Annotated in this window: 16 protein-coding genes; 7 read left to right on the top strand and 9 right to left on the bottom strand. The window is 46.2% G+C overall.

What is annotated here, in order from left to right; genetic code table 11:
- Positions 1-15 precede the first annotated feature (15 nt).
- The 4 genes from LRL21_RS02275 to LRL21_RS02260 all read left to right on the top strand — a co-directional run bounded on the left by LRL21_RS02275 (position 16) and on the right by LRL21_RS02260 (position 4550).
- The gene (locus LRL21_RS02275; protein WP_240414126.1) at positions 16-2043 is read left to right on the top strand and encodes a Na+/H+ antiporter; all 2028 of its coding nucleotides are present in this window, start codon (positions 16-18) and stop codon (positions 2041-2043) included.
- A gap of 63 nt (positions 2044-2106) precedes the next feature.
- A complete protein-coding gene (locus LRL21_RS02270; protein ID WP_240414125.1) occupies positions 2107-2556 on the top strand; it encodes a MarR family winged helix-turn-helix transcriptional regulator in 450 nt (149 codons plus the stop codon).
- A gap of 259 nt (positions 2557-2815) precedes the next feature.
- Entirely contained in the window at positions 2816-3676 is an 861-nt protein-coding gene (locus LRL21_RS02265) for an EamA family transporter (protein WP_240414124.1), read from the top strand.
- A 25-nt stretch (positions 3677-3701) separates the two neighbouring features.
- Entirely contained in the window at positions 3702-4550 is an 849-nt protein-coding gene (locus tag LRL21_RS02260; protein ID WP_240414123.1) for an alkaline phosphatase family protein, read from the top strand.
- A 10-nt stretch (positions 4551-4560) separates the two neighbouring features.
- Here the strand turns inward: LRL21_RS02260 and LRL21_RS02255 are convergent, their stop codons facing one another.
- Both LRL21_RS02255 and LRL21_RS02250 read right to left on the bottom strand, forming a co-directional pair.
- Positions 4561-5349, bottom strand: a complete 789-nt coding sequence (locus LRL21_RS02255; RefSeq protein ID WP_240414122.1) for a DeoR/GlpR family DNA-binding transcription regulator — start codon at positions 5347-5349, stop codon at positions 4561-4563.
- A gap of 53 nt (positions 5350-5402) precedes the next feature.
- On the bottom strand, positions 5403-6527 hold the full coding sequence (locus LRL21_RS02250; RefSeq protein WP_240414121.1) for a glycine-rich domain-containing protein: 1125 nt from the start codon (positions 6525-6527) through the stop codon (positions 5403-5405).
- A gap of 251 nt (positions 6528-6778) precedes the next feature.
- Between LRL21_RS02250 and LRL21_RS02245 the strand changes: the two genes are divergently transcribed.
- The gene (locus tag LRL21_RS02245) at positions 6779-9856 is read left to right on the top strand and encodes an efflux RND transporter permease subunit (RefSeq protein WP_240414120.1); all 3078 of its coding nucleotides are present in this window, start codon (positions 6779-6781) and stop codon (positions 9854-9856) included.
- Here the strand turns inward: LRL21_RS02245 and LRL21_RS02240 are convergent.
- Genes LRL21_RS02240 through LRL21_RS02230 form a run of 3 tightly spaced genes read right to left on the bottom strand, consistent with a single transcriptional unit; the run spans position 9853 to position 13546 of the window.
- Positions 9853-11010 (bottom strand): Ger(x)C family spore germination protein, encoded by a 1158-nt coding sequence (locus LRL21_RS02240; RefSeq protein WP_240414119.1) that lies wholly within the window; start codon positions 11008-11010, stop codon positions 9853-9855. The genes LRL21_RS02245 and LRL21_RS02240 overlap by 4 nt on opposite strands.
- Positions 11007-12455 (bottom strand): spore germination protein, encoded by a 1449-nt coding sequence (locus LRL21_RS02235; RefSeq protein ID WP_240414118.1) that lies wholly within the window; start codon positions 12453-12455, stop codon positions 11007-11009. Before LRL21_RS02235 ends, LRL21_RS02240 begins: the two co-directional genes overlap by 4 nt.
- Complete coding sequence (locus tag LRL21_RS02230; RefSeq protein ID WP_240414117.1) at positions 12452-13546, bottom strand: GerAB/ArcD/ProY family transporter; 1095 nt, start codon at positions 13544-13546, stop codon at positions 12452-12454. The genes LRL21_RS02235 and LRL21_RS02230 overlap by 4 nt, the downstream gene beginning before the upstream one ends.
- A gap of 133 nt (positions 13547-13679) precedes the next feature.
- On the opposite strand from LRL21_RS02230, the gene LRL21_RS02225 reads away from it, so the two are divergent.
- Positions 13680-14054: a DNA/RNA helicase gene (locus LRL21_RS02225; protein WP_240414116.1), complete on the top strand. Its 375-nt coding sequence runs from the start codon at positions 13680-13682 to the stop codon at positions 14052-14054.
- 159 nt (positions 14055-14213) lie between these two features.
- Here LRL21_RS02225 and LRL21_RS02220 read toward each other — a convergent pair whose 3' ends face one another.
- From LRL21_RS02220 to LRL21_RS02205, 4 genes are all read right to left on the bottom strand, one after another.
- Positions 14214-15239: a sensor histidine kinase gene (locus LRL21_RS02220; protein WP_240414115.1), complete on the bottom strand. Its 1026-nt coding sequence runs from the start codon at positions 15237-15239 to the stop codon at positions 14214-14216.
- Positions 15240-15324: 85 nt separating this feature from the next.
- Complete coding sequence (locus tag LRL21_RS02215; protein ID WP_240414114.1) at positions 15325-16020, bottom strand: response regulator transcription factor; 696 nt, start codon at positions 16018-16020, stop codon at positions 15325-15327.
- Positions 16017-16619 (bottom strand): DedA family protein, encoded by a 603-nt coding sequence (locus tag LRL21_RS02210; RefSeq protein ID WP_240414113.1) that lies wholly within the window; start codon positions 16617-16619, stop codon positions 16017-16019. Before LRL21_RS02210 ends, LRL21_RS02215 begins: the two co-directional genes overlap by 4 nt.
- Positions 16616-17203, bottom strand: coding sequence for a class I SAM-dependent methyltransferase (locus tag LRL21_RS02205; RefSeq protein ID WP_240414202.1), 588 nt, complete (start codon positions 17201-17203; stop codon positions 16616-16618). The genes LRL21_RS02210 and LRL21_RS02205 overlap by 4 nt, the downstream gene beginning before the upstream one ends.
- Positions 17204-17386: 183 nt before the next feature.
- Here LRL21_RS02205 and LRL21_RS02200 point away from each other — a divergent pair, with 183 nt between their 5' ends.
- Positions 17387-18445, top strand: a complete 1059-nt coding sequence (locus LRL21_RS02200) for an ABC transporter substrate-binding protein (RefSeq protein ID WP_240414112.1) — start codon at positions 17387-17389, stop codon at positions 18443-18445.
- The last annotated feature ends 25 nt before the right edge of the window (positions 18446-18470 follow it).

Genomic DNA, 18470 nt, shown 5'->3' with positions numbered 1-18470 from the left:
GAGGAGAAGCTAGGTATGGAATTATTTATTACGATTTTGGTTCTGCTTGCGCTTATTGGGGTGTCAAATGTTATCAATCGGGAGATCCCATTCGTTCCCGTTCCCCTCATTCAAATTGCTCTGGGCGTTATAGTAACTTTTCTTCCACTGGGCATTCATATGCACCTGGAGCCTGAGCTTTTCTTTCTTTTGTTTATCGCTCCTCTGCTCTATAACGATGGTAAACACACCCCCCGCGGTGAGCTGTGGCGTCTTCGCGCACCTATTTTAATATTAGCCGTCGGCCTTGTGTTCGCAACTGTTTTTGTGATCGGCTATGCCATTCATTGGATGATACCATCGATTCCGCTGCCTGTGGCGTTCGGTCTTGCTGCCATACTGTCGCCGACTGACGCCGTAGCTGTCAGTGCATTAGCAGGGAGAATCCGTCTGCCCAAAAGCTTGATGCATCTGCTTGAAGGCGAGGCGTTAATGAATGATGCTTCAGGACTTGTCGCTTTCAAATTCGCGGTAGCAGCTGCTGTAACCGGCGTATTTTCTTTACCGAAGGCTGGTGCCAGCTTCTTGATTATTGCCATTGGCGGCCTTGTCGTTGGTGCGGTGCTGGCATCGCTTATTACCGGTTTACGTATATTACTGCGCAGATCCGGGCTCGAAGACGAGACCATGCATATGCTCATACATATTCTGACTCCGTTTGCACTTTTTTTGGCAGCAGAGGAATTAGGCTTATCCGGCATATTAGCCGCGGTGGCCGGTGGTGTTATGCACGCTGTCGAACGAGATAAGTCGCAAAAGGCAAAACCACGAACGAATGAGGTTTCAGATAATACCTGGTCTGTGATTCTTTACCTGTTAAACGGGCTCGTATTTGTTATTCTGGGTTTACAAATTCCAAGTGTTTTCAGTACGGTATTAGGGAGTCCTGATTTCAACAATGGGGAAGTTCTGGGTTATGCGTTGGCCATTTTCATTATGCTTATCGTACTGCGTTTTTTATGGACCTTCGCTTTTTCGCGAGTGGGCACTGTATTTGGTCGTAGTAAAAGTAATGAGAAAATATCGTTTAAAATCCTTGCGATGACTTCTTTATCCGGTGTTCGCGGTGCTGTAACGCTTGCGGGCGCCTTCTCCATTCCGCTGATTATCGAGAATGGCGACCCATTTCCAGAACGCACCTTGGTTATTTTCCTGGCAACGGTTGTCATCCTGCTGTCTCTGCTTACTGCAAGCATTCTACTTCCCTTGTTAGCCAGCAACGATGGAAAAAAGAATGAAGAGGAGCGGCTGGAAAAAGAACGATTGGGTCAGATCAAGATGATGAGCGCTGCGATTGAGGCGGTTCATCATGCTACGAATGAAGACAACGAGGTTGAATCCGCGGCTGTCCTTGCCGATTACAATCGTTGGATGAAGCACATTCATCCAAATGAAGGCAGATATGGCAGCCTGCGCATGAGCAAAGATGAACCCAAATTTCGAATCGAAGCTGTTGAAATAGAACGTGAAGAAACGCGCCGTTTGCTGGCAAACAAGGAAATAAGCAAGGAGCATGCTGTTTTATTTCTTGACAGCTTGGAGCAGCTTGAATTAATTTTATCAAGTCGGATGCATCTCTTGCTTATTATACTGAAGTCTTTAGCTAAAAGGTTTAAGGGAGTTTTGTTCAAGGATGTATCGAGGCTTTCAGAAGCTCAATCCAGATCGGATCGGGAGGCTATGAGACAAATTAAGCTTCGAACCAGCAGTGTCGTTATCGAAACTATGGGAAGACTCCATTCTGGATCCAATGAGAAAGAGGTTATGGAGGTTATTAACCATTACCATTTTATTAAAGATAAACTATCAGAGTCTTATCTTTCCCTGCATGGAAATAAGGAAGGCAGTGATGAAGTCAAAAGAGATTTGCATTGGGTAGCCATCCAAGCGGAACGAGATGAGGTACAAGCCTTGTACGAGCAAGGTATAATTACTCGGGACATTGCCAACGAGCTCAGACGGATCATCCGTGATCGCGAGGCATCGATACTTGAGCAGGAGTAGTACAATAAATGAAAATATCAAACGGAGGTGATTGTTGCCGTGGATGAGGAAATATCTTCTATTATGAAGGAAATGACTGAAACCTTCGAACGGTTTGGTAAAGCCGCATGGCGAAAGCAAACCGTCTACGGTATGAAATCGAGCGAGATTCGGGTACTGCTATGTTTGCATCAACTTACGAATGAAAGCGATCATGGAGTTAATATATCTGACATCAGCAAACGGTTATCGGTGACCTCGCCAACTGTCACACAAATGATCAAAAATGTAATAGCTGCTGGTCTGGTAGAGCGTTTTAATGATTCTACCGATAAACGGATTACTTTACTTCGACTGACAAGCAAAGGGGAAGTTGTCGTTCAGAAGGCTACAGAAAGATACCAGTTTCTTTTCTCCGGTCTCATCGAGAAATTGGGTGAGGAGCAAAGCAGAACGCTCATCATGCTGCTTAACGAAGTTTATAATCATTTTTACGAGGTCAGCTCCAATGAGTGGGCACATGAGGATGAATAGGATGGCTGCCGTTCGTATAAAAATCGCTTTTCAGCATCATGATTGGATTGTGTAGGTGGATATATCAATGATTGGATACCAAGCCCGCTGCTGCAATGTATGATCAGTGGGCTTGGTTATTATCCAGTCCTATGTGTAAACATGATAGGGTACTTGCTTTTAGTTTTTATTAGTTGTTTTTAATTGTTTTTAATTGACAGTTTGAAAGCGGCGGAGTATGATGAAGCCATAAGCATTTATCTCCGATAAAGGAGGAGAAGTGGTCATCGTTATCGCTTTTATACTCGTGATTGGCTCTGGGCTGATGCACGCAGTCTGGAACTTATTTACCAAAACGAGCACTAATAAAATTGTATTCCTATGGTCGATTCACATTACATCGTTTGTGTTATTGCTGCCCCAATTTGTTAGTGAATTGTGGCAGTCGCAGCTTACCCCGGCCGTGGTGTCGCTTATGCTGCTGTCCATGGCATTTCAAATGGCTTACTGCTTTTTGCTTCCGGTTGTATATCGGCTTGGAGATATGTCACAAACGTATCCCATTATGCGTGGAACGGGTGCGCTGCTTGTGCCGATTCTAAGTGTGTTGTTCATGGGTGAAACGATGACACCTGTGGGATGGGCAGGCGTGTGCGGTATCGTTCTCGGTCTGTTCGCACTCGGTGGATTTACCCGGAAACGAGGAGAGGAAGCGCCTGCCATTCGCAACATGCTGCCTGTGTTTGCGGTAGGGCTATGCATCACCGGTTATGTCATGACTGACAAAATAGTACTACAGACGCTCTCGCCAGTAGCTTTAATCGAGCTAGCCAATATCGCGTACCTGCTTGTGCTAAGTCCGTTTGCGCTTCGATCCGGCTTGATCAAACAGGAATGGAAGCTGAATTTCAAAACGATTCTACTGGGAACGGTATGCTCACCGGGCTCGTACCTGCTGTTTTTATTTGCTATGCAGCTTGCACCTTTATCGTATTTGGCGCCTATGCGCGAGATTGGAACCGTTTTCGGTGCCTTATTTGGCATCATATTATTAAAAGAATCGGATGGACTGCGCCGTATCATTTTATCCGGTGTGATAACGGCAGGGGTCATTTCGGTTGGCATTTGGGGAAATCCATAATCATTTTCTAGGAGCGTGATGGGTATTGAAGAACATTAATCGTGTCATTATTATTGGATGGGACGGGGCTGGAACTTTTGTGCAAGGGGCACATACTCCCCATTTGGATCGATTCATTCAGACAGGCGCATTTACTCTGGAGGCTCGAACGGTAGTGCCCTCGATCAGTGCCCAATGCTGGGGGGCTCTGTTGCATGGAGTTGTTCCGGAGAAACATGGACTTACCAATGATTTGGCAGCTGCGGCAAGCTTTCCGGAGGATTCCGAATTCCCATCGATCTTTAGATTGGCAAGGGAAGCCTATCCACATAAAAAGCTGGCCTCCTTCAGCGCCTGGCAGCCGATTAATGACGGGATTATTGAACGTTCGCTTGGGGTTTACAAAGAAAATAACCCTGTGGATGGTGAGCTTGCTCTTGCGGCTGCGAGCTATATTCGCGACAACCCGGATTTGCTGTTGATGTATATTGATTTGGATTGGCCAGACGCAATGGGGCACCGACATGGCTTTAATACACCGGAACAGATTGACGGAATTGAGATGACGGATGCACACACGGGGATCATTCTCGATGCGATTGAGGCAGCGGGAATCTGGGATGACAGCCTGATCATCATCGTAACCGATCACGGGGGCGGAGGGCTTCAACCACAGGACCATGGCAGTGATCATCCACTCGACACAACGATTTTTTGGGGATGTATCGGTCCGGGCATCCAGACGGAGGCAGCGCTTTCAGGAATTACAATCACGGATACGGCCGCTGTCGTTGCGCATGCTCTCGGGCTTCAAGCGCCTGCTGCTTGGGATGCAAGGCTGCCGAGTGGATTATTTGCCAATGCAAAGCATACAGCACCATCGGCAGCCGATTAAACGGCGTTGTTTAAGAATCAGCTGTCTTCAGCCATTCGATAGTATGCTGCTTTAATGCCATTTCCCATTCTTCAGGAGGCTCCAGATCACATACAATTCGTGATATGTGATCTGAATCGCTAATTTTATAAGGAAAGCGTTGACCCAGCTTGGAGGAATCGGTGATAACGATCACATCGTTCGTCTGCTGGATAGCTTTTCGGGAAATGAGCGCTTTGCCTTCGTCCATACTTGTAATGCCTGCCTCAGGATGAAGACCGTCAACAGAAATGAATGCTTTATCCACGTAGTAGTGGCTCAGCATGGTTTCCGTGATGGACCCGGAACAGCGTGCCTGCTTGACACTGATTTCGCCACCAAGAAACAGCACCCGTCCTTTAAAAGTATGCCGATTGCTTCTTTCGATCAACAAGGTCGATATGGGAAATGAGTGCGTTATGATCGTAAGATCATGTTGGTTCAAATATGGAACGATGGATAGTGAAGTCGTGCCTTCATCCAAAAAAAGGACATCTCCGTCCTTCACAAGGCCAGCCGACAGGCGGCCTATTTGTGTTTTTTGCTTCTGATACAGGGTGACTCGTTCCAGATAAGGGGGCTCCTCCTGAGCATAGCTCCGTTTAACAGCTCCGCCGTAAATCTTTCTTAGCTTTCCTTGAGCTTCAAGATCGTCCAGATATCTGCGTATTGTTTCTTTGGATACCTGCAATAAGCTGACGAGCTCAGCTGTGGTGACCTCGCCGTTATTGTCAAGAAGCTCAATAATGGTGCGTTTGCGTTCTTCACCGATGAGTGACAATGTAATCCTCCTGGCCTTGGTGGAATGAGTAATAGTAATTCTCAACTGATGTGTTAATCACCGCCCCCACCACCTCCACAACTTGATGAAGAGGAGCAGCTTGACGATGAGCAGCTGGAAGAGGAACCGCCGCTGTCATGGCCGCTGCCGTTATCATTGCTGCAATTGCTTTCATTTCCATTGCCGTGGAATAATGAACCTGAATCACTGCTGCAAGATGAGCCGCCACCTGATGCTGCAGCGTCCTGTTCGCGCTTCAAGGTGTCTTCCTCGGTGTAATGCTGTCCCATGAAGGAATCGAAGCTGCCAAGCTGGGTGGCGGAGTAGAATAGCAAGGCTCCAGCCAAATAAGGCATATAGCCCGCCGATTGGGAAACGGGACGCTCTGTGTAGTAGGTGGTGCCGGGAATTGCCTTGGATACTTGTTCTTTGGCCTGGCCTATGAGCTTGCTGATCGTTTCATTGATCTCGGGGTAACGCTCCGCGGCACTTTGATTGAACCTGCGGGCCCGTATTGTCGTCTCATCAGCCTGCCTAAGCTCCTCAAGCCGTTCGGCATTTAAAGGAAACCGGAAGAACGGACCCCAGATCCGGTTGGAATAAGCGGTATCGATGAACATATGGGAGTATATCCAATCAAACCAAGCCCGGCCATCAGGGTCAGGTGCCCCGTCAGTATGTGGGGCGTGATGGATGGGGGAACCGAGAAAAGCTTCTCCCAGCTGGCCGTATTCACGTGTAAACATCAGCATTTCATGCCAGATCTCGTCAACTGCATCACTGAACATCGGAACATCCTTTAACACCGCAGTCATCAAAAAATAACGTTTCAGCTCAAGAAATTTCCATTCAAATTCAGCTGGGGACATCTGCGGATACTTGTTCAGCATGCGGGTTTTAAGCTTGGCTGTAAATTCTCCGGCTAATGCTTGTTCCAGTCGAAGCACAGCTTGCTTGATGGGCAGTGTTGGCTGGATACCGAGCAGGGAGGGTAATGGAGTATCCTCGTACAAGGCTAGCGGCGGCTGGAACTTTCTTCTTGGCGCCGTAGTCTTATGACGTTGGTGACGATTACGACTGGAGAAATGGTCTTGATTGGATTTGCGTATAGTGGCGTTGCTAATGACGACGACGACAATAACGAGAAGCACAATAATAACAATAGATGCCACAGTCATAAGTTGACCTCCTTTAAATTGTCGAAGTAATGACCTTCAAAACGATTTACCAGGAACTGCCTACAGTATACCATAACACCCCTAAGTGGAATCAACCGTTGATAAAAGAGCTGAAGGAGTGGGGCTGTGGGCATAAGATTTAAATTCAGAATAAATTAAGAAATTTCCCAACTTTATCCGCAGATTTATACGCTAAGCTTATGAACGTTACGGTTCAGTTGCGAATTGCTGATTGCGGAGGAGTCGAGAGGATGTATAAGTTAACCCATTTTTCCATGAAAAATATAGCTGCAGTCGTCATTATTATGCTGCTGCTGCTGCTTGGAGGCAGTTATTCTGCAACAACCTTGAGGGTAGAGCTGATGCCGGATATTTCATCGTCTGTCGTTTACGTTACGGTTCAGTATACAGCTCCGCCTCAGGATATTATGGAAAAGGTCACCAAGCCTATTGAGAAAGCTGTTTCTGGTGTAGCGGGCTTGAAAAGCCTGATGTCCACCTCACAGGATAACTACGCTCAAATCGTATTGGAATTTGAGCAGGGTACAAAGCTGGACGATCTAAAGAAGGAGGTAGAAAGCGCAGTTGCTAACGTTCGCATTCCGCAAGGCGCTGAGAAACCCCAGGTGCTTACCGAAGGCTTCACCTCAAGCGTCATCTATTACATGGCTGTATACGGAAATGAGGGTATGAACCAAAACGAGCTGGACAAAGTGTATAAGGACACCATTCTTCCGGGCTTTGAATCGATTCGGGGGGTCGACCACGTTGATTCCGTCGGCAACCAGGAGAGTGTGTTAACGATCAGACTCGATGCAGCAGCGATCAATAATTATGGGCTTACGCCTTCTCAGGTTAGCGATCTGCTGCAGGCCTCGCTCGTTTCCAGCCCGGCGGGATTACTTGATTTTAACGGAAATACACATATGGTTCGTGTCAAGGGACAGCTCAACTCCTTGTACAGTCTGAACCATCTTCCCCTAACTACGCCTCGTGGTGATACGCTTTTACTTAATCAGCTTGCTACTATTGAAGCGATCAACGAGTCAGCGTTCATAGCCAGGTTGGATGACAAGCCGGCTATTGGCGTGCAGCTGTATAAAGCCAAAGGGGCCAATGAAGTGCAAATCGCCAGTAAGGCGGAGCAAATGATGACCGAATGGGAGCGAACCTTGCCCGGAGTGAAATTTCATATTGTGTTGAATACAGCGGTTACGATTAATCAATCCGTTCATGGCATGGTGCAGGAGGGGGCACTCGGAGCACTATTGGCCTCGCTGATGATATTATTGTTTCTAAGAAATGTACGGATGACCCTCATCGTACTGGTTTCCATTCCACTGTCCATTTTGATCACTCTCTTGCTCATGAACCCGCTTGGGATTTCTCTGAACATTATGACGCTCGGTGGCTTGGCCATAGCCGTTGGCCGTGTTGTCGATGATAGTATTGTTGTAATAGAAAATATTTACAGCCAACTGCAAAAAGCGCAAAAGCGCAGCGAATCGGTAATCAAGCTTGCGACAAAGCAGGTGTCCTCGGCCATTACGTCCTCAACGATTACGACAGTTGGGGTATTTGCTCCGATCGCTTTCGTCAGTGGGGAAATTGGCGAGGTGTTCCGTCCCTTTGCCTTAACATTGGCGTGTGCGCTGCTGTCTTCACTATTGGTTGCATTGACAGTGATTCCGATGCTGGCTAAGCTTATGGTCATGAACAGCAGCATTCCTTGGCATGATGAGACTCAAGTGAGCTGGTCCGCAGAGCACTATAAAAAGGCGCTGTTATGGTCGCTTCACCATCGAATCAAGACGCTCCTGTTGGCTGCGCTTTTATTTATTTTATCAATTGTGCTGATAGTTCCACAGCTGGCGATAAGCTTTATGCCGGAGGAGGAGTCGGATGGACAAATGCTGTATCAAATCAAGCTGCCGCGGGAAACGTCGCTGGAATCGATGAATGCTAAATCCAGAGAAATAGAAGCCATGTTCAGAGAGGCTGTGGATACCGAGGGCAAGCCCATCTTTATGTACAACGAATCACTTGTCGGCTACAGCTTCAGCAGAGAGCGAACTGCCTATATAACGTCAATGTTTACAGAAGTATTTAATAAGAAAGCAGCCAATGAAATTGTTAAAAAGTATGAGCGTGAAATTCTCAATCTGCTTCCCAAAGGTGCTACTGTAAGAGGTGTACTTTTAAGCGGAGGGAACAGCAGTGGATCTATTGATTTCTCTTATTCCTTGCTCGGAAGCGATCAGCGTAATCTGGAGCAGGCAGCGGTTTTGGTCAAAGAGAGGATGTCCACCTTTCCCGAGCTTTCTGATGTTAAGGACAGTCTGAGCGAATCCAAAAGCGAGATTGAAGTAACCGTTGATGAAAACAAGGCAAGGGTATATGGATTGACTGCCGCAGAGGTACTGGATCATGTGCACAAGTGGATCGCGGAGGAAAAGCTGGGAGATCTTAATTTCGATAATGTCATATTTACAACAAAGGTTATGCTCGACCCCCAATTCAAAAACTCGATTGACAAGCTGGGTACCTTGCTCATGAAAACACAGACCGGTTTGAAGGTTCAACTGAATGAAATCGCCAAAATACGACTTGTCGACGCACCGATCGTCATTAGTCGCGAAGGGCAAAAGCAGGTGCTGAAGCTAACAGCCAAAATCGATAGCAAGGATAAAGGCGGAGTTAGCAACCTCGTATCTGCACAGCTGGGCAAGCTGGAGCTGCCGGCTGGTGTCACCCGTGAGGTGAAGGGCGTAGCCCAGGAAATTGACAATAGCTTCCTGCAAATGTACGCAGCGATGGCTGTATCGATCTTTATCGTATTTTTGGTCATGGTACTTGCCTTCGGCAATATCAGTGCGCCAATCGCGATCCTGTTTTCCCTGCCACTGGCGGCTATTGGTGGCCTGCTGGGTCTTCTGGTTACAGGAGAATCGCTCAATGTGACCTCGATGATCGGATTCCTCATGCTGATCGGTATCGTTGTAACGAATGCGATCGTGCTGGTTGACCGGGTTCAGCAGCTGAGCAAGGAAGGACATTCTGTGCGCGATTCGCTTGTGGAAGCGGGATTAACCCGATTAAGACCGATAATCATGACGGCAGGTGCGACCATACTGGCTTTGATGCCCTTGGCGTTAGGTCTGTCCAAAGGCACCTTGATCTCTAAAGGCTTGGCAGTCGTGGTCATTGGAGGACTGACAACATCAACCATTTTGACCCTTGTCATTGTACCGATTATTTACGAGCTGATTTACGCACTTAAAGCTGGTTTGGCCCGATTCAAGAAGCCAGGCAGGGATGTGCAAGCTTAACCCACACTTGGCTCAATCTCGAAAATAAAATTGGTGTGATCAATTCGGCAATGAGCCGTGACCGTGAATTGGGACGTAGCGTAGATATCGTCCCATGAAGCTTGCATTTTTTTCCAATAATTAGGATAGCTGCGATGAATCTTTTCTCCGATACCGAGCAAATCGATTTTATGCTTTTGGGAATAGCGGATATATTGCTGTACGTCACTGGCGATTGTCTTATTCAGCTTCTTTTCCAATTCAAGGATGATCTCGGGATTGATTTCGGCACCCTTACACTCATACCCGGTAATATTTAAGGTCGCATAAATATCAATGTGAGTTTTTGGTTTCAGGGTGGTATCGACAAAGGGTTGAATGACGCTCTTGTTACTGACGTTTTCAAATGTGATGCTTTGATTAGGTCCGCAGGAGAGGGTCTCTACGGCACTCTCCATCTTGTTCAAGGCACGCAAATAGCCCTTGGTTTCCGTTGTACTCATAAGACCGATGAGCTGCTCACCCTGGAATGCATATAGACCCGTAGCTTGCAGCTCCTGCTTCTTGCTCATAATGGGGTCCTTTACAACCTGGAGTGCAGGTATAGTCAAATCATGGGTACGGTTAACCAGATCTTTATAAACTTCAATCAAACTCGTTTGCTGCGTTAACGCGGTGCTCTTCTCACCCTGTGACAGGCCCTTCAGAGTTTGTGAAAAAATCGGACCCTTCGGTTTAGACACCTGCAAAGCTTCAAAAGCTTGTCCTTCCGTCACATAGAGCAGTGTAGAATTACGGAACTGCTTTAAACGGCGTATGGCTTCTATATGCTTGTTAATTCCATTTTTTGCGGCTGCCTTGCTGAACAGGATAACTGCCGTATGTCCCCATAGCAGCGTTCGATCCGATTTGGTCCTCATCAATCGTGCTGCCTCGAACAAGCTATTCCCTTCTGAAGAAAGAAAAAAAGTACCGTTATGCATCCCTTTTGGCTGTTGTCCGCTTGGCGATAGCTCAGCAATTTCGGCAGTAAGCTTAGTTAATCCATGACTTCCCTCGTCAATGGCAATCGAATGGACCAGATGTAAATCGTTCAATTCCATATTGCCTCTGCAGCCTGAGCTGATCAGGCATATGCCCAGAATGACAGCTAACCTCCATGTCCGATGCTTCATCTTCTTTTACCATTGAAGCGGGTTCTGCTAATCGGCCTGAACATACTCGGACGCTTATAATTGACGGAATGGGGTCTCCGAATAATGACATCGGTCAATTGGTCCATATCAAACGGCGCAGCAGGTCCCAAATAAGGAATGCCAAACGAACGAAGAGAAGCCAAGTAGGTCAGCAGCATAATAATCCCCACCATAATCCCAACGTAGCCTAACAGGAAAGCAAACAGCGTCATGGCAAACTGAAGAATACGAATCGTGTAATTCATAGCTGTTGGCGGAAGTGTAAAGGTACATATCCCTGTTAATGCCGCGATAATTACCATAATCGGAGAAACAATACCGGCCTGTACCGCGGCTTGTCCCAGGATAAGGGCACCGACAATGCTGACAGCCTGACCAATCTGCTTAGGCATCCGAACTCCGGCTTCACGCATAATCTCAAAAGCGAACATCATCATGAAGCTTTCTAGCACCGCGGGAAAAGGTACGGGTTCTTTGGCCGCTGCGATGCTTTGCAGTAACGGAGTTGGCACGAGTTCGTGGTGATAGGTAACTGTAGCCACATAAAAAGCGGGAAGGATCAAGCCGAGAAAGCCGCAAAATAAGCGAAGCAAGCGAACACAGGAGCCGATATAAAAATTCCAGTTATAGTCCTCGCTTACTTGAAACGCCTGCAGAAATACAAATGGCAGCAGAATGACAAAAGGAGTCCCTTGAGCTACAACCGCAATCCTTCCATCGAGCAATGCGCCAATGACCCGATCCGGTCTTTCTGTTGACTCCACTAAAGGAAACAAGGTATACGGATTATCAATGATCCACTCCTCGACATAATTGCTGCTCAAAATAGCATCTATCGGAATTTCATCAATTCTGAGGTGCAGCTCATTCAGAATGTCGGGATTGGTGATTTGATTGACTGAGAGTATAGCCAGAGTCATTTTGCTTAAATAACCAACTTTACGGTATTCGACCTTCAGATCCGTTGAGGGAAAATGAAATCGAACCAATGCAATATTATTATGCAACGATTCTGTAAACCCGCTTCGTGGTCCTTTCACCGTAGATTCACTATCAGGTTCATCCACATTTCGCAGCTGAACACCAAATGTAGCTATAGCGATTCCATATGCCTCAGCTGGAATAAGCAGTACCGTTAACCCCGATACAAGTTGTTCGGCAGCATCCTCAATGGTGTATACCTGGGTCTCTTTTTGAAAAGCACGCAGCATTTCCTTATTTTCTTTAAACAGCGTCAACATCTTCTCCAGCTTTTTGGAGTCGGTCATTCCTTCCAAATAACACACCGTCATGGCTTGCCCGGCATCCATAAATAAGTCAGCCATAATCAGATCATCAGAATGTTGAAGCTGATCCAGCAGCAATTGCTTATTATCCGACATATTGTCCGTCAATGCGGTTTTGTTCGTTTGTATGAGGCTCACCCACTTTTAAAGACTTTTAGTTTCATCAGGGCTACTGTTAACAACAAGGTGGGAATAAATAATTGAAAGGATACAAAATACCAGGCTTGTTTATCATAGATGGCTGCTAGTTCGATAAGACCCCACACTTTGTATTTGGCGCATATGACAAATCCAATAGCCATAGGTACGATAAACATGCGAGGGTGTTGAATTCGCAGCAAATCTGTGATTCCCTGCAGAGCTGACCAGAAATAGACCGTAATCTTGATAAAGGAGCTCATCACCCATACCGCAATTAGTAGAGCATCGAATCGTTCAATATTGGTAAATATTCGTATGTTTTGTATGAGACTGATGCTCGGGTATGTAAAAGTTGATGTCGTTCTCCAACCAAATATCAACGTGCTGGCCATGACCGATAACAGCAGTATACAGGCAATAAGTCCAACTGCACCTGCTGCGTAATAAGAGGATTGCTCAGTCTTGCGAACATGCTTGAGAATCATGGAAATAAACATCAGATCACCATACCAGGAGATAGCAACCATCAGACCTTTCAAAGGCTGAATCAATCCGTTCTCCAAAATGGGAAGCAGGTATTCGGCATGGTACTGATTGACCAATAACAAGTAAATACCTATAAATGTGATTAGAGTCACAATGAAAATAATTTCAGATACGCGGGCAAACACCTCGAGGCCATGATAAACCGCATAAGAGCACATAAGTGCACAGGCAATCATGTACCATACTTGTGGGGTTGTAGGATCAAGGGCAATAATAAAAAATTCAGCAAACTCGCGAAGTGTCCATGTGGATACGTCTATTAAATAAAAAATGATAAGAGCAGCAACCAAGCTGCCTATCCAACGCCCTAACAAGGAAATGCTGATTGTAATTATATTTTTACCGGGAAATAAACGGTCCAGCCATGCAAATACGAATATGTTGAACAATCCAAAGGCGCCACCCATCAATACTAGATACCAGGCGTCGCGTTCCGCATAGTGGGCAAGTGCCGCCGGAGCGTATAAGCTTGAGGCCCCAATGGTCGAGATCACAACTAATGCCAGCATTTGATGATTGGTAATCATAACTCGGCGTTCCATATCGGACCTTCCTTTCCATTGATTATAAGTATGCTCATTCATCAATGAAATCATCACCAGAATAACAGGCTGATTTTGGGAAAAGCTAACTTTGGTATATAAGGATTTTGAGAAGAAAGAGGGAGACTTGTCTATGAGTTCTGTACCTATAGTATTTCGATTCCAAGACGATGGGGCGGCTGCCTTGGCTTATGACACGTTACTGGAAATCGGCTATCATGCTCATCAGGATGTACAAGAAGGTCAATGGATCGTTCAAGTGTTTGTGGATCACAGTGAGCTGACTTCTGCTTTGGAAATTGCGCAAGCTCATGGCGGGGAATTGCTGTTATCGGGCGAAGGTACTGCAGGGGATGAAGACGATGACAGTGGCGTATTCATTGGCGGTAATTTAACGGATGCAGCTGGCGGACAGCTGTTCAATACGGCTTATGGACTGGATATGATTCCGATTCCGGCTCATCTCGTCAATGAGGACGAGGTTGCAGATGCAGCAGCATCCGACTGATGAAACCTTATATTTATGCGTACATCCTGTCGGCTATTTGGTTTCTGCTTGTGATCCTGTACATGCCTCACAGTAGAGGGTATCAAATGATCGCAAGCAATAACTGGAGCTTCGTTGTTGTGGATACCTTATTGATCGCTCCTGTGCTCATTTTCCTTGTTATTGCAGATCGCTTTTGTCGTACTGGGAAGAAAGCTGACGGACAGAAGAAATCATCAGATCCATAAAAAATCGATAATGACCGTGCATGTGCTCAAGCCCGATGCGTCCCCCATGCAGCTCAACAATATGTTTGGCAATGGACAATCCGAGGCCGGACCCGGAGGGCATTTGGTTATCATATCGGGACGGTTCTATTTTGTAAAATCGTTCAAATAGCTGTTCTTCCTGCTCGGGTGAGATAGGGATACCGTTATTTTCAATGCTCAGGGTAACCGAAGCTGCTCCCGCATCAAGTGAAACCTGAATGGTACCGGGTCTGTCCGAAAATTTCATGGCATTCATGAGTAAGTTATCTATAGCTCTAACGATCTTTTCAATATCCAGATCCAGCATCACGGGCACCGGCAACAAATTTGTACGTACAGTGATTCCCTGCTCCTTGGCAACGGGCTCAAACTCGGTGATCATTTGCTCCAGTAAACTATTCATATCAACCTGCTGAACTGCTAATTGAATATGACCGTCGGTAAGTCTCGTATACTCAAACAGATCATCAATCAGTTTTTTGAGCTGCTGGGTTTTATTAAATGCGTTGTCAATAAAACGCTCCTGTTCAGTCACATTCTGATAGGTATGCGATTTAAGCAAATCGAGATAGCCTATGATACTGGTGAGCGGAGTTCGTAAATCGTGGGATACATACGTAATCAGCTCCATTTTTGACTTCTCGAGCTGTCGTTCCCGTTCCTGCTGGATCTGCAAGCGTTCTGCCATTTGATTAATATTGTGCGCGACAGTCCCCAGCTCATCCAGTCGGGACAAGGGGAGACGATAGCTCAAGTCCCCGCTTGCGATTGATTGTAATCCCTCCGTTAAGGCCTTGAAGTAACGCACGATAGGATGGGTAAATACAAAAAAGAACACAATAAAGCAAGCTAACAGCATGATCAAATTAAATAGCTTAGCTAGTGATTCAGCCCAGGGAGGCAGGAGGAGGGTTAAGTTATCAGAAACTACAGTCATGAACATTGCGAGAAACCAGCTTAGGATAACCACCCATAAAATGCGGCCTCGAATGTTTCTTTTACCACTCAGGAGAGACCAGAGCTTATTTGTCAATTTTATATCCCACTCCCCAAACGGTTTTTATATATTGAGGTTCTCTGGCATTGATTTCTATTTTCTCGCGAATATTTCGGATATGGACCATGACCGTATTTTCGGAATAAAATTCATTTTGTTCCTTCCACACACTCTGATAAATTTTATCGATACTGAACACTTGTCCCTGGTGGGTGGCAAGCAGCTCAAGGATGGAAAACTCAATGGGTGTTAATGAGATCACTTGACCGCGAACGGTTGTCCTGTGGTGATCCTTGCTTATGACCAATTCATCGATATGAATTTCGGAGCTGCTCTGGGCTTGTGGATGAACGGCGAAGTTCTGTCTTCTCAGCTGGGCTTTCACCCTTGCGATTAATTCCAGAGAGTTGAACGGTTTGGTCACATAATCATCGGCTCCGGTAGAGAGACCGGTGATTTTATCCAAATATTCCTCTTTGGCCGAAAGCATAATAATGGGAACATGGGAGATCTCGCGAATTTTGAGACATGCTGTAATTCCATCCAGAAGAGGCATCATGACATCCAATATGATCAAATCGATCTTATGCTGCTGAACCATTGTCAAGGCCTGACTTCCATTCTCCGCTTCAAGAACCCGATACCCCTCATTTCGCAAGTAAATGTGGATGACATCGCGAATATCCCGATCATCATCAGCAACTAATATAGTGACACTCATCGAGCCGGATCTCTCCTTCGAACTAACCGTATGACGATCATAATAATGATACACAACCCCAGCAATCCTAACAGCCGGATACCGTAATTATAAACCAGAACCCCGACATCCTGCACATGATTTCCAACAAAACGCCCCACGGTAAAAAAAATCAATGTCCAAACAAGACCGGTCGTATACGAGAGCAGCGCATAACGTCTAAAACTCATTTTATTGATCCCGACCAGATACGGCATGATGTGCCGGACTACGGGAAGCAAGTAGCTGATACACAGTGCGAAGCTTCCATACTTGACGATTAATCGCTCCGAAAAGCCGATCCATCTATTCATCCTTGGTTTGCGCCGCAGCTTATCCAGCACTGGTGTACCCACATATCGCCCCAGTATATATCCTAAGGATAACCCGGATATAACACCCAAATACGTAAGCACAAAAGCGGGAATCACCTGCAGAATTCCACTTACTGTAACCGCCCCGCCAGTCATCACAACAACCTCGTCAGGAATCGGCATCCCGACAATCCCGAGCCATAAGGAAAAAAACAAGGCTGCATAACCATAATGTTCAATCATGGATACGAGAGTGTCATAGTTCATGATGGTCGAACTCCTTTTTTGCGGCACACATAAACGAAGGCCGGAGGCAGGTTCAAGGGAACCCAATGGACAGCTTCGATATCAAAATGTTCACTTAGCTGTGACTTCATCTGCAGGGAGTATTGAAAAGCGATAAACAGTCCACCTGTTTTCAGTGACGTGACAATCTGGTTCATCAGCTGATCCCTGATAGCTTGTGGAAAGTTGAAAAAGGGCAGTCCGGAAATGATCGCATCCAGCTGCTCAATGGACTCCTGACGCATTGCATACGACAGGTCGCGGCCATCGGAATAACAAGCAAATTGTGGATATTGGCGTTCCAGCGCTTGCTGCAAATACGGATCTTTTTCAAATAGCAGTACATTGGTATGGACTTGTCTGACAGCTTGGATGTGCTTTGTGATGGCACCTGTACCTGCACCAAGCTCAGCGATGCTGCTTACCTGATCCCATGGTACGGAGGCAAGCATTTTATCGGCCAAATAACGGGAGCTTGGTGTCACACTGCCGATTTGTCCGGGTGAGCATACAAATTTATATAAGAACAGCAGCTTTTCATGTATTTGTGACTTGGTTTCTACCATCATACGAATTCCTCCTGTAAAAGAACTGTTTATAGCATAACTAAAAGTTCTTCAGATAAAGTAAGGGGAATTCTGAAGATTTTCTTAAGAATTTACAAAACTATTAAGCTTGTATGATCTTGCGTTAATAGTGGAGCTGTACAATAAGGTGAAATATAGCACAAAAGAGGAGAGATACCGATAATGCGTAAAGGTAAATGGATCACAATGAGTCTCGCCTGCATCATGGTTTGGACGATCAGCGGCTGCGGCACCTCGCCCACCAGCACAGAAAAGTCCGCCTCTCAGGCAGCGTCTGCCGGAGTAGCGGAGACGAAAGCGGCTGTAGCAGGCAAGCTGAATTTTTACACCTCCCAGCCTGAAGAAGATGTGACAAAGCTGATTACAGCTTTTAATAAAAAGTTTCCTGAGGTGAAGGTGGAGACATACCGCTCCGGGACGGAAGAGGTGATCGCCAAGCTTCAGGCAGAGAATCAGGCAGGTAAAGTCCAGGCCGATGTGCTGCTGGTTGCAGATTCCGTAACCTTCGAGGCGCTTAAACAGCAGAAATTGTTAAAATCTTACAAATCACCTGAACTGGCCAAAATCCCAAAAGGATTTGCTGATCCCGATGGGATGTATCAAGGTACCAAAATTTTAGCGACGGTGCTCGCTGTTAATACACAAAAAGTAAAAACGATGCCTACTTCTTGGAAGGTGTTGACGGAAGCGGCCAACAAAGGCGCAGCTATTATGCCCAGTCCATTGTATTCGGGAGCGGCTGCTTATAATGTTGGCGTGATGACAAGGACGAATGAATTTGGCTGGGACTTTTTCAAACAGCTTAAAGCAAGCGAAATCTCTGTAGTCAAGGGTAACGGCGCTGTTCTTAAGGAAGTAGCGACAGGCGCCAAGTCATATGCCATGGTGGTAGATTATTTAGTGCCGCGTGAGAAAAAGAAGGGTTCTCCGGTTGAGCTTATTTATCCGACGGAGGGAGTGCCGGTTATTACGGAGCCGATTGGTATTCTAAGCAACACGGCTAATGAAAAAGCGGCGCAGGCACTGGTCGATTTTGTACTATCCGAAGACGGTCAGAAGATCTCCGCGGAAATCGGGTATACACCGCTGCGTGATGGTATTAAAGCACCGGAAGGTTTAAAGTCGTTCTCTGAGATGAAGGTATTATCCGGTGATCTGGCTAAGCTGGTAGAAGCACGTGATCAGGATAAAAAAGCATTCACGGACATATTCGGACAATAAGCTAGCGAAGGACGCGAGTACACAG

The organism is Paenibacillus periandrae (genome assembly GCF_022458865.1).
GTDB lineage: Bacteria > Bacillota > Bacilli > Paenibacillales > NBRC-103111 > Paenibacillus_S > Paenibacillus_S periandrae.
The sequence above is the reverse complement of the archived record's forward strand: the minus strand, read 5'-3'. Positions and strand labels throughout refer to the sequence as shown.

What these genes read in the sequence shown, in the direction of transcription:
- LRL21_RS02275 (WP_240414126.1), top strand. Translation starts at nt 16, where the DNA reads ATGGAATTATTTATTACGATTTTGGTTCTGCTTGCGCTTATTGGGGTG.
- LRL21_RS02270 (WP_240414125.1), top strand. Translation starts at nt 2,107, where the DNA reads ATGAAGGAAATGACTGAAACCTTCGAACGGTTTGGTAAAGCCGCATGG.
- LRL21_RS02250 (WP_240414121.1), bottom strand. Translation starts at nt 6,527, where the DNA reads ATGACTGTGGCATCTATTGTTATTATTGTGCTTCTCGTTATTGTCGTC.
- LRL21_RS02245 (WP_240414120.1), top strand. Translation starts at nt 6,779, where the DNA reads ATGTATAAGTTAACCCATTTTTCCATGAAAAATATAGCTGCAGTCGTC.
- LRL21_RS02240 (WP_240414119.1), bottom strand. Translation starts at nt 11,010, where the DNA reads ATGAAGCATCGGACATGGAGGTTAGCTGTCATTCTGGGCATATGCCTG.
- LRL21_RS02230 (WP_240414117.1), bottom strand. Translation starts at nt 13,546, where the DNA reads ATGGAACGCCGAGTTATGATTACCAATCATCAAATGCTGGCATTAGTT.
- LRL21_RS02225 (WP_240414116.1), top strand. Translation starts at nt 13,680, where the DNA reads ATGAGTTCTGTACCTATAGTATTTCGATTCCAAGACGATGGGGCGGCT.
- LRL21_RS02220 (WP_240414115.1), bottom strand. Translation starts at nt 15,239, where the DNA reads ATGACTGTAGTTTCTGATAACTTAACCCTCCTCCTGCCTCCCTGGGCT.
- LRL21_RS02215 (WP_240414114.1), bottom strand. Translation starts at nt 16,020, where the DNA reads ATGAGTGTCACTATATTAGTTGCTGATGATGATCGGGATATTCGCGAT.
- LRL21_RS02210 (WP_240414113.1), bottom strand. Translation starts at nt 16,619, where the DNA reads ATGAACTATGACACTCTCGTATCCATGATTGAACATTATGGTTATGCA.
- LRL21_RS02205 (WP_240414202.1), bottom strand. Translation starts at nt 17,203, where the DNA reads ATGGTAGAAACCAAGTCACAAATACATGAAAAGCTGCTGTTCTTATAT.
- LRL21_RS02200 (WP_240414112.1), top strand. Translation starts at nt 17,387, where the DNA reads ATGCGTAAAGGTAAATGGATCACAATGAGTCTCGCCTGCATCATGGTT.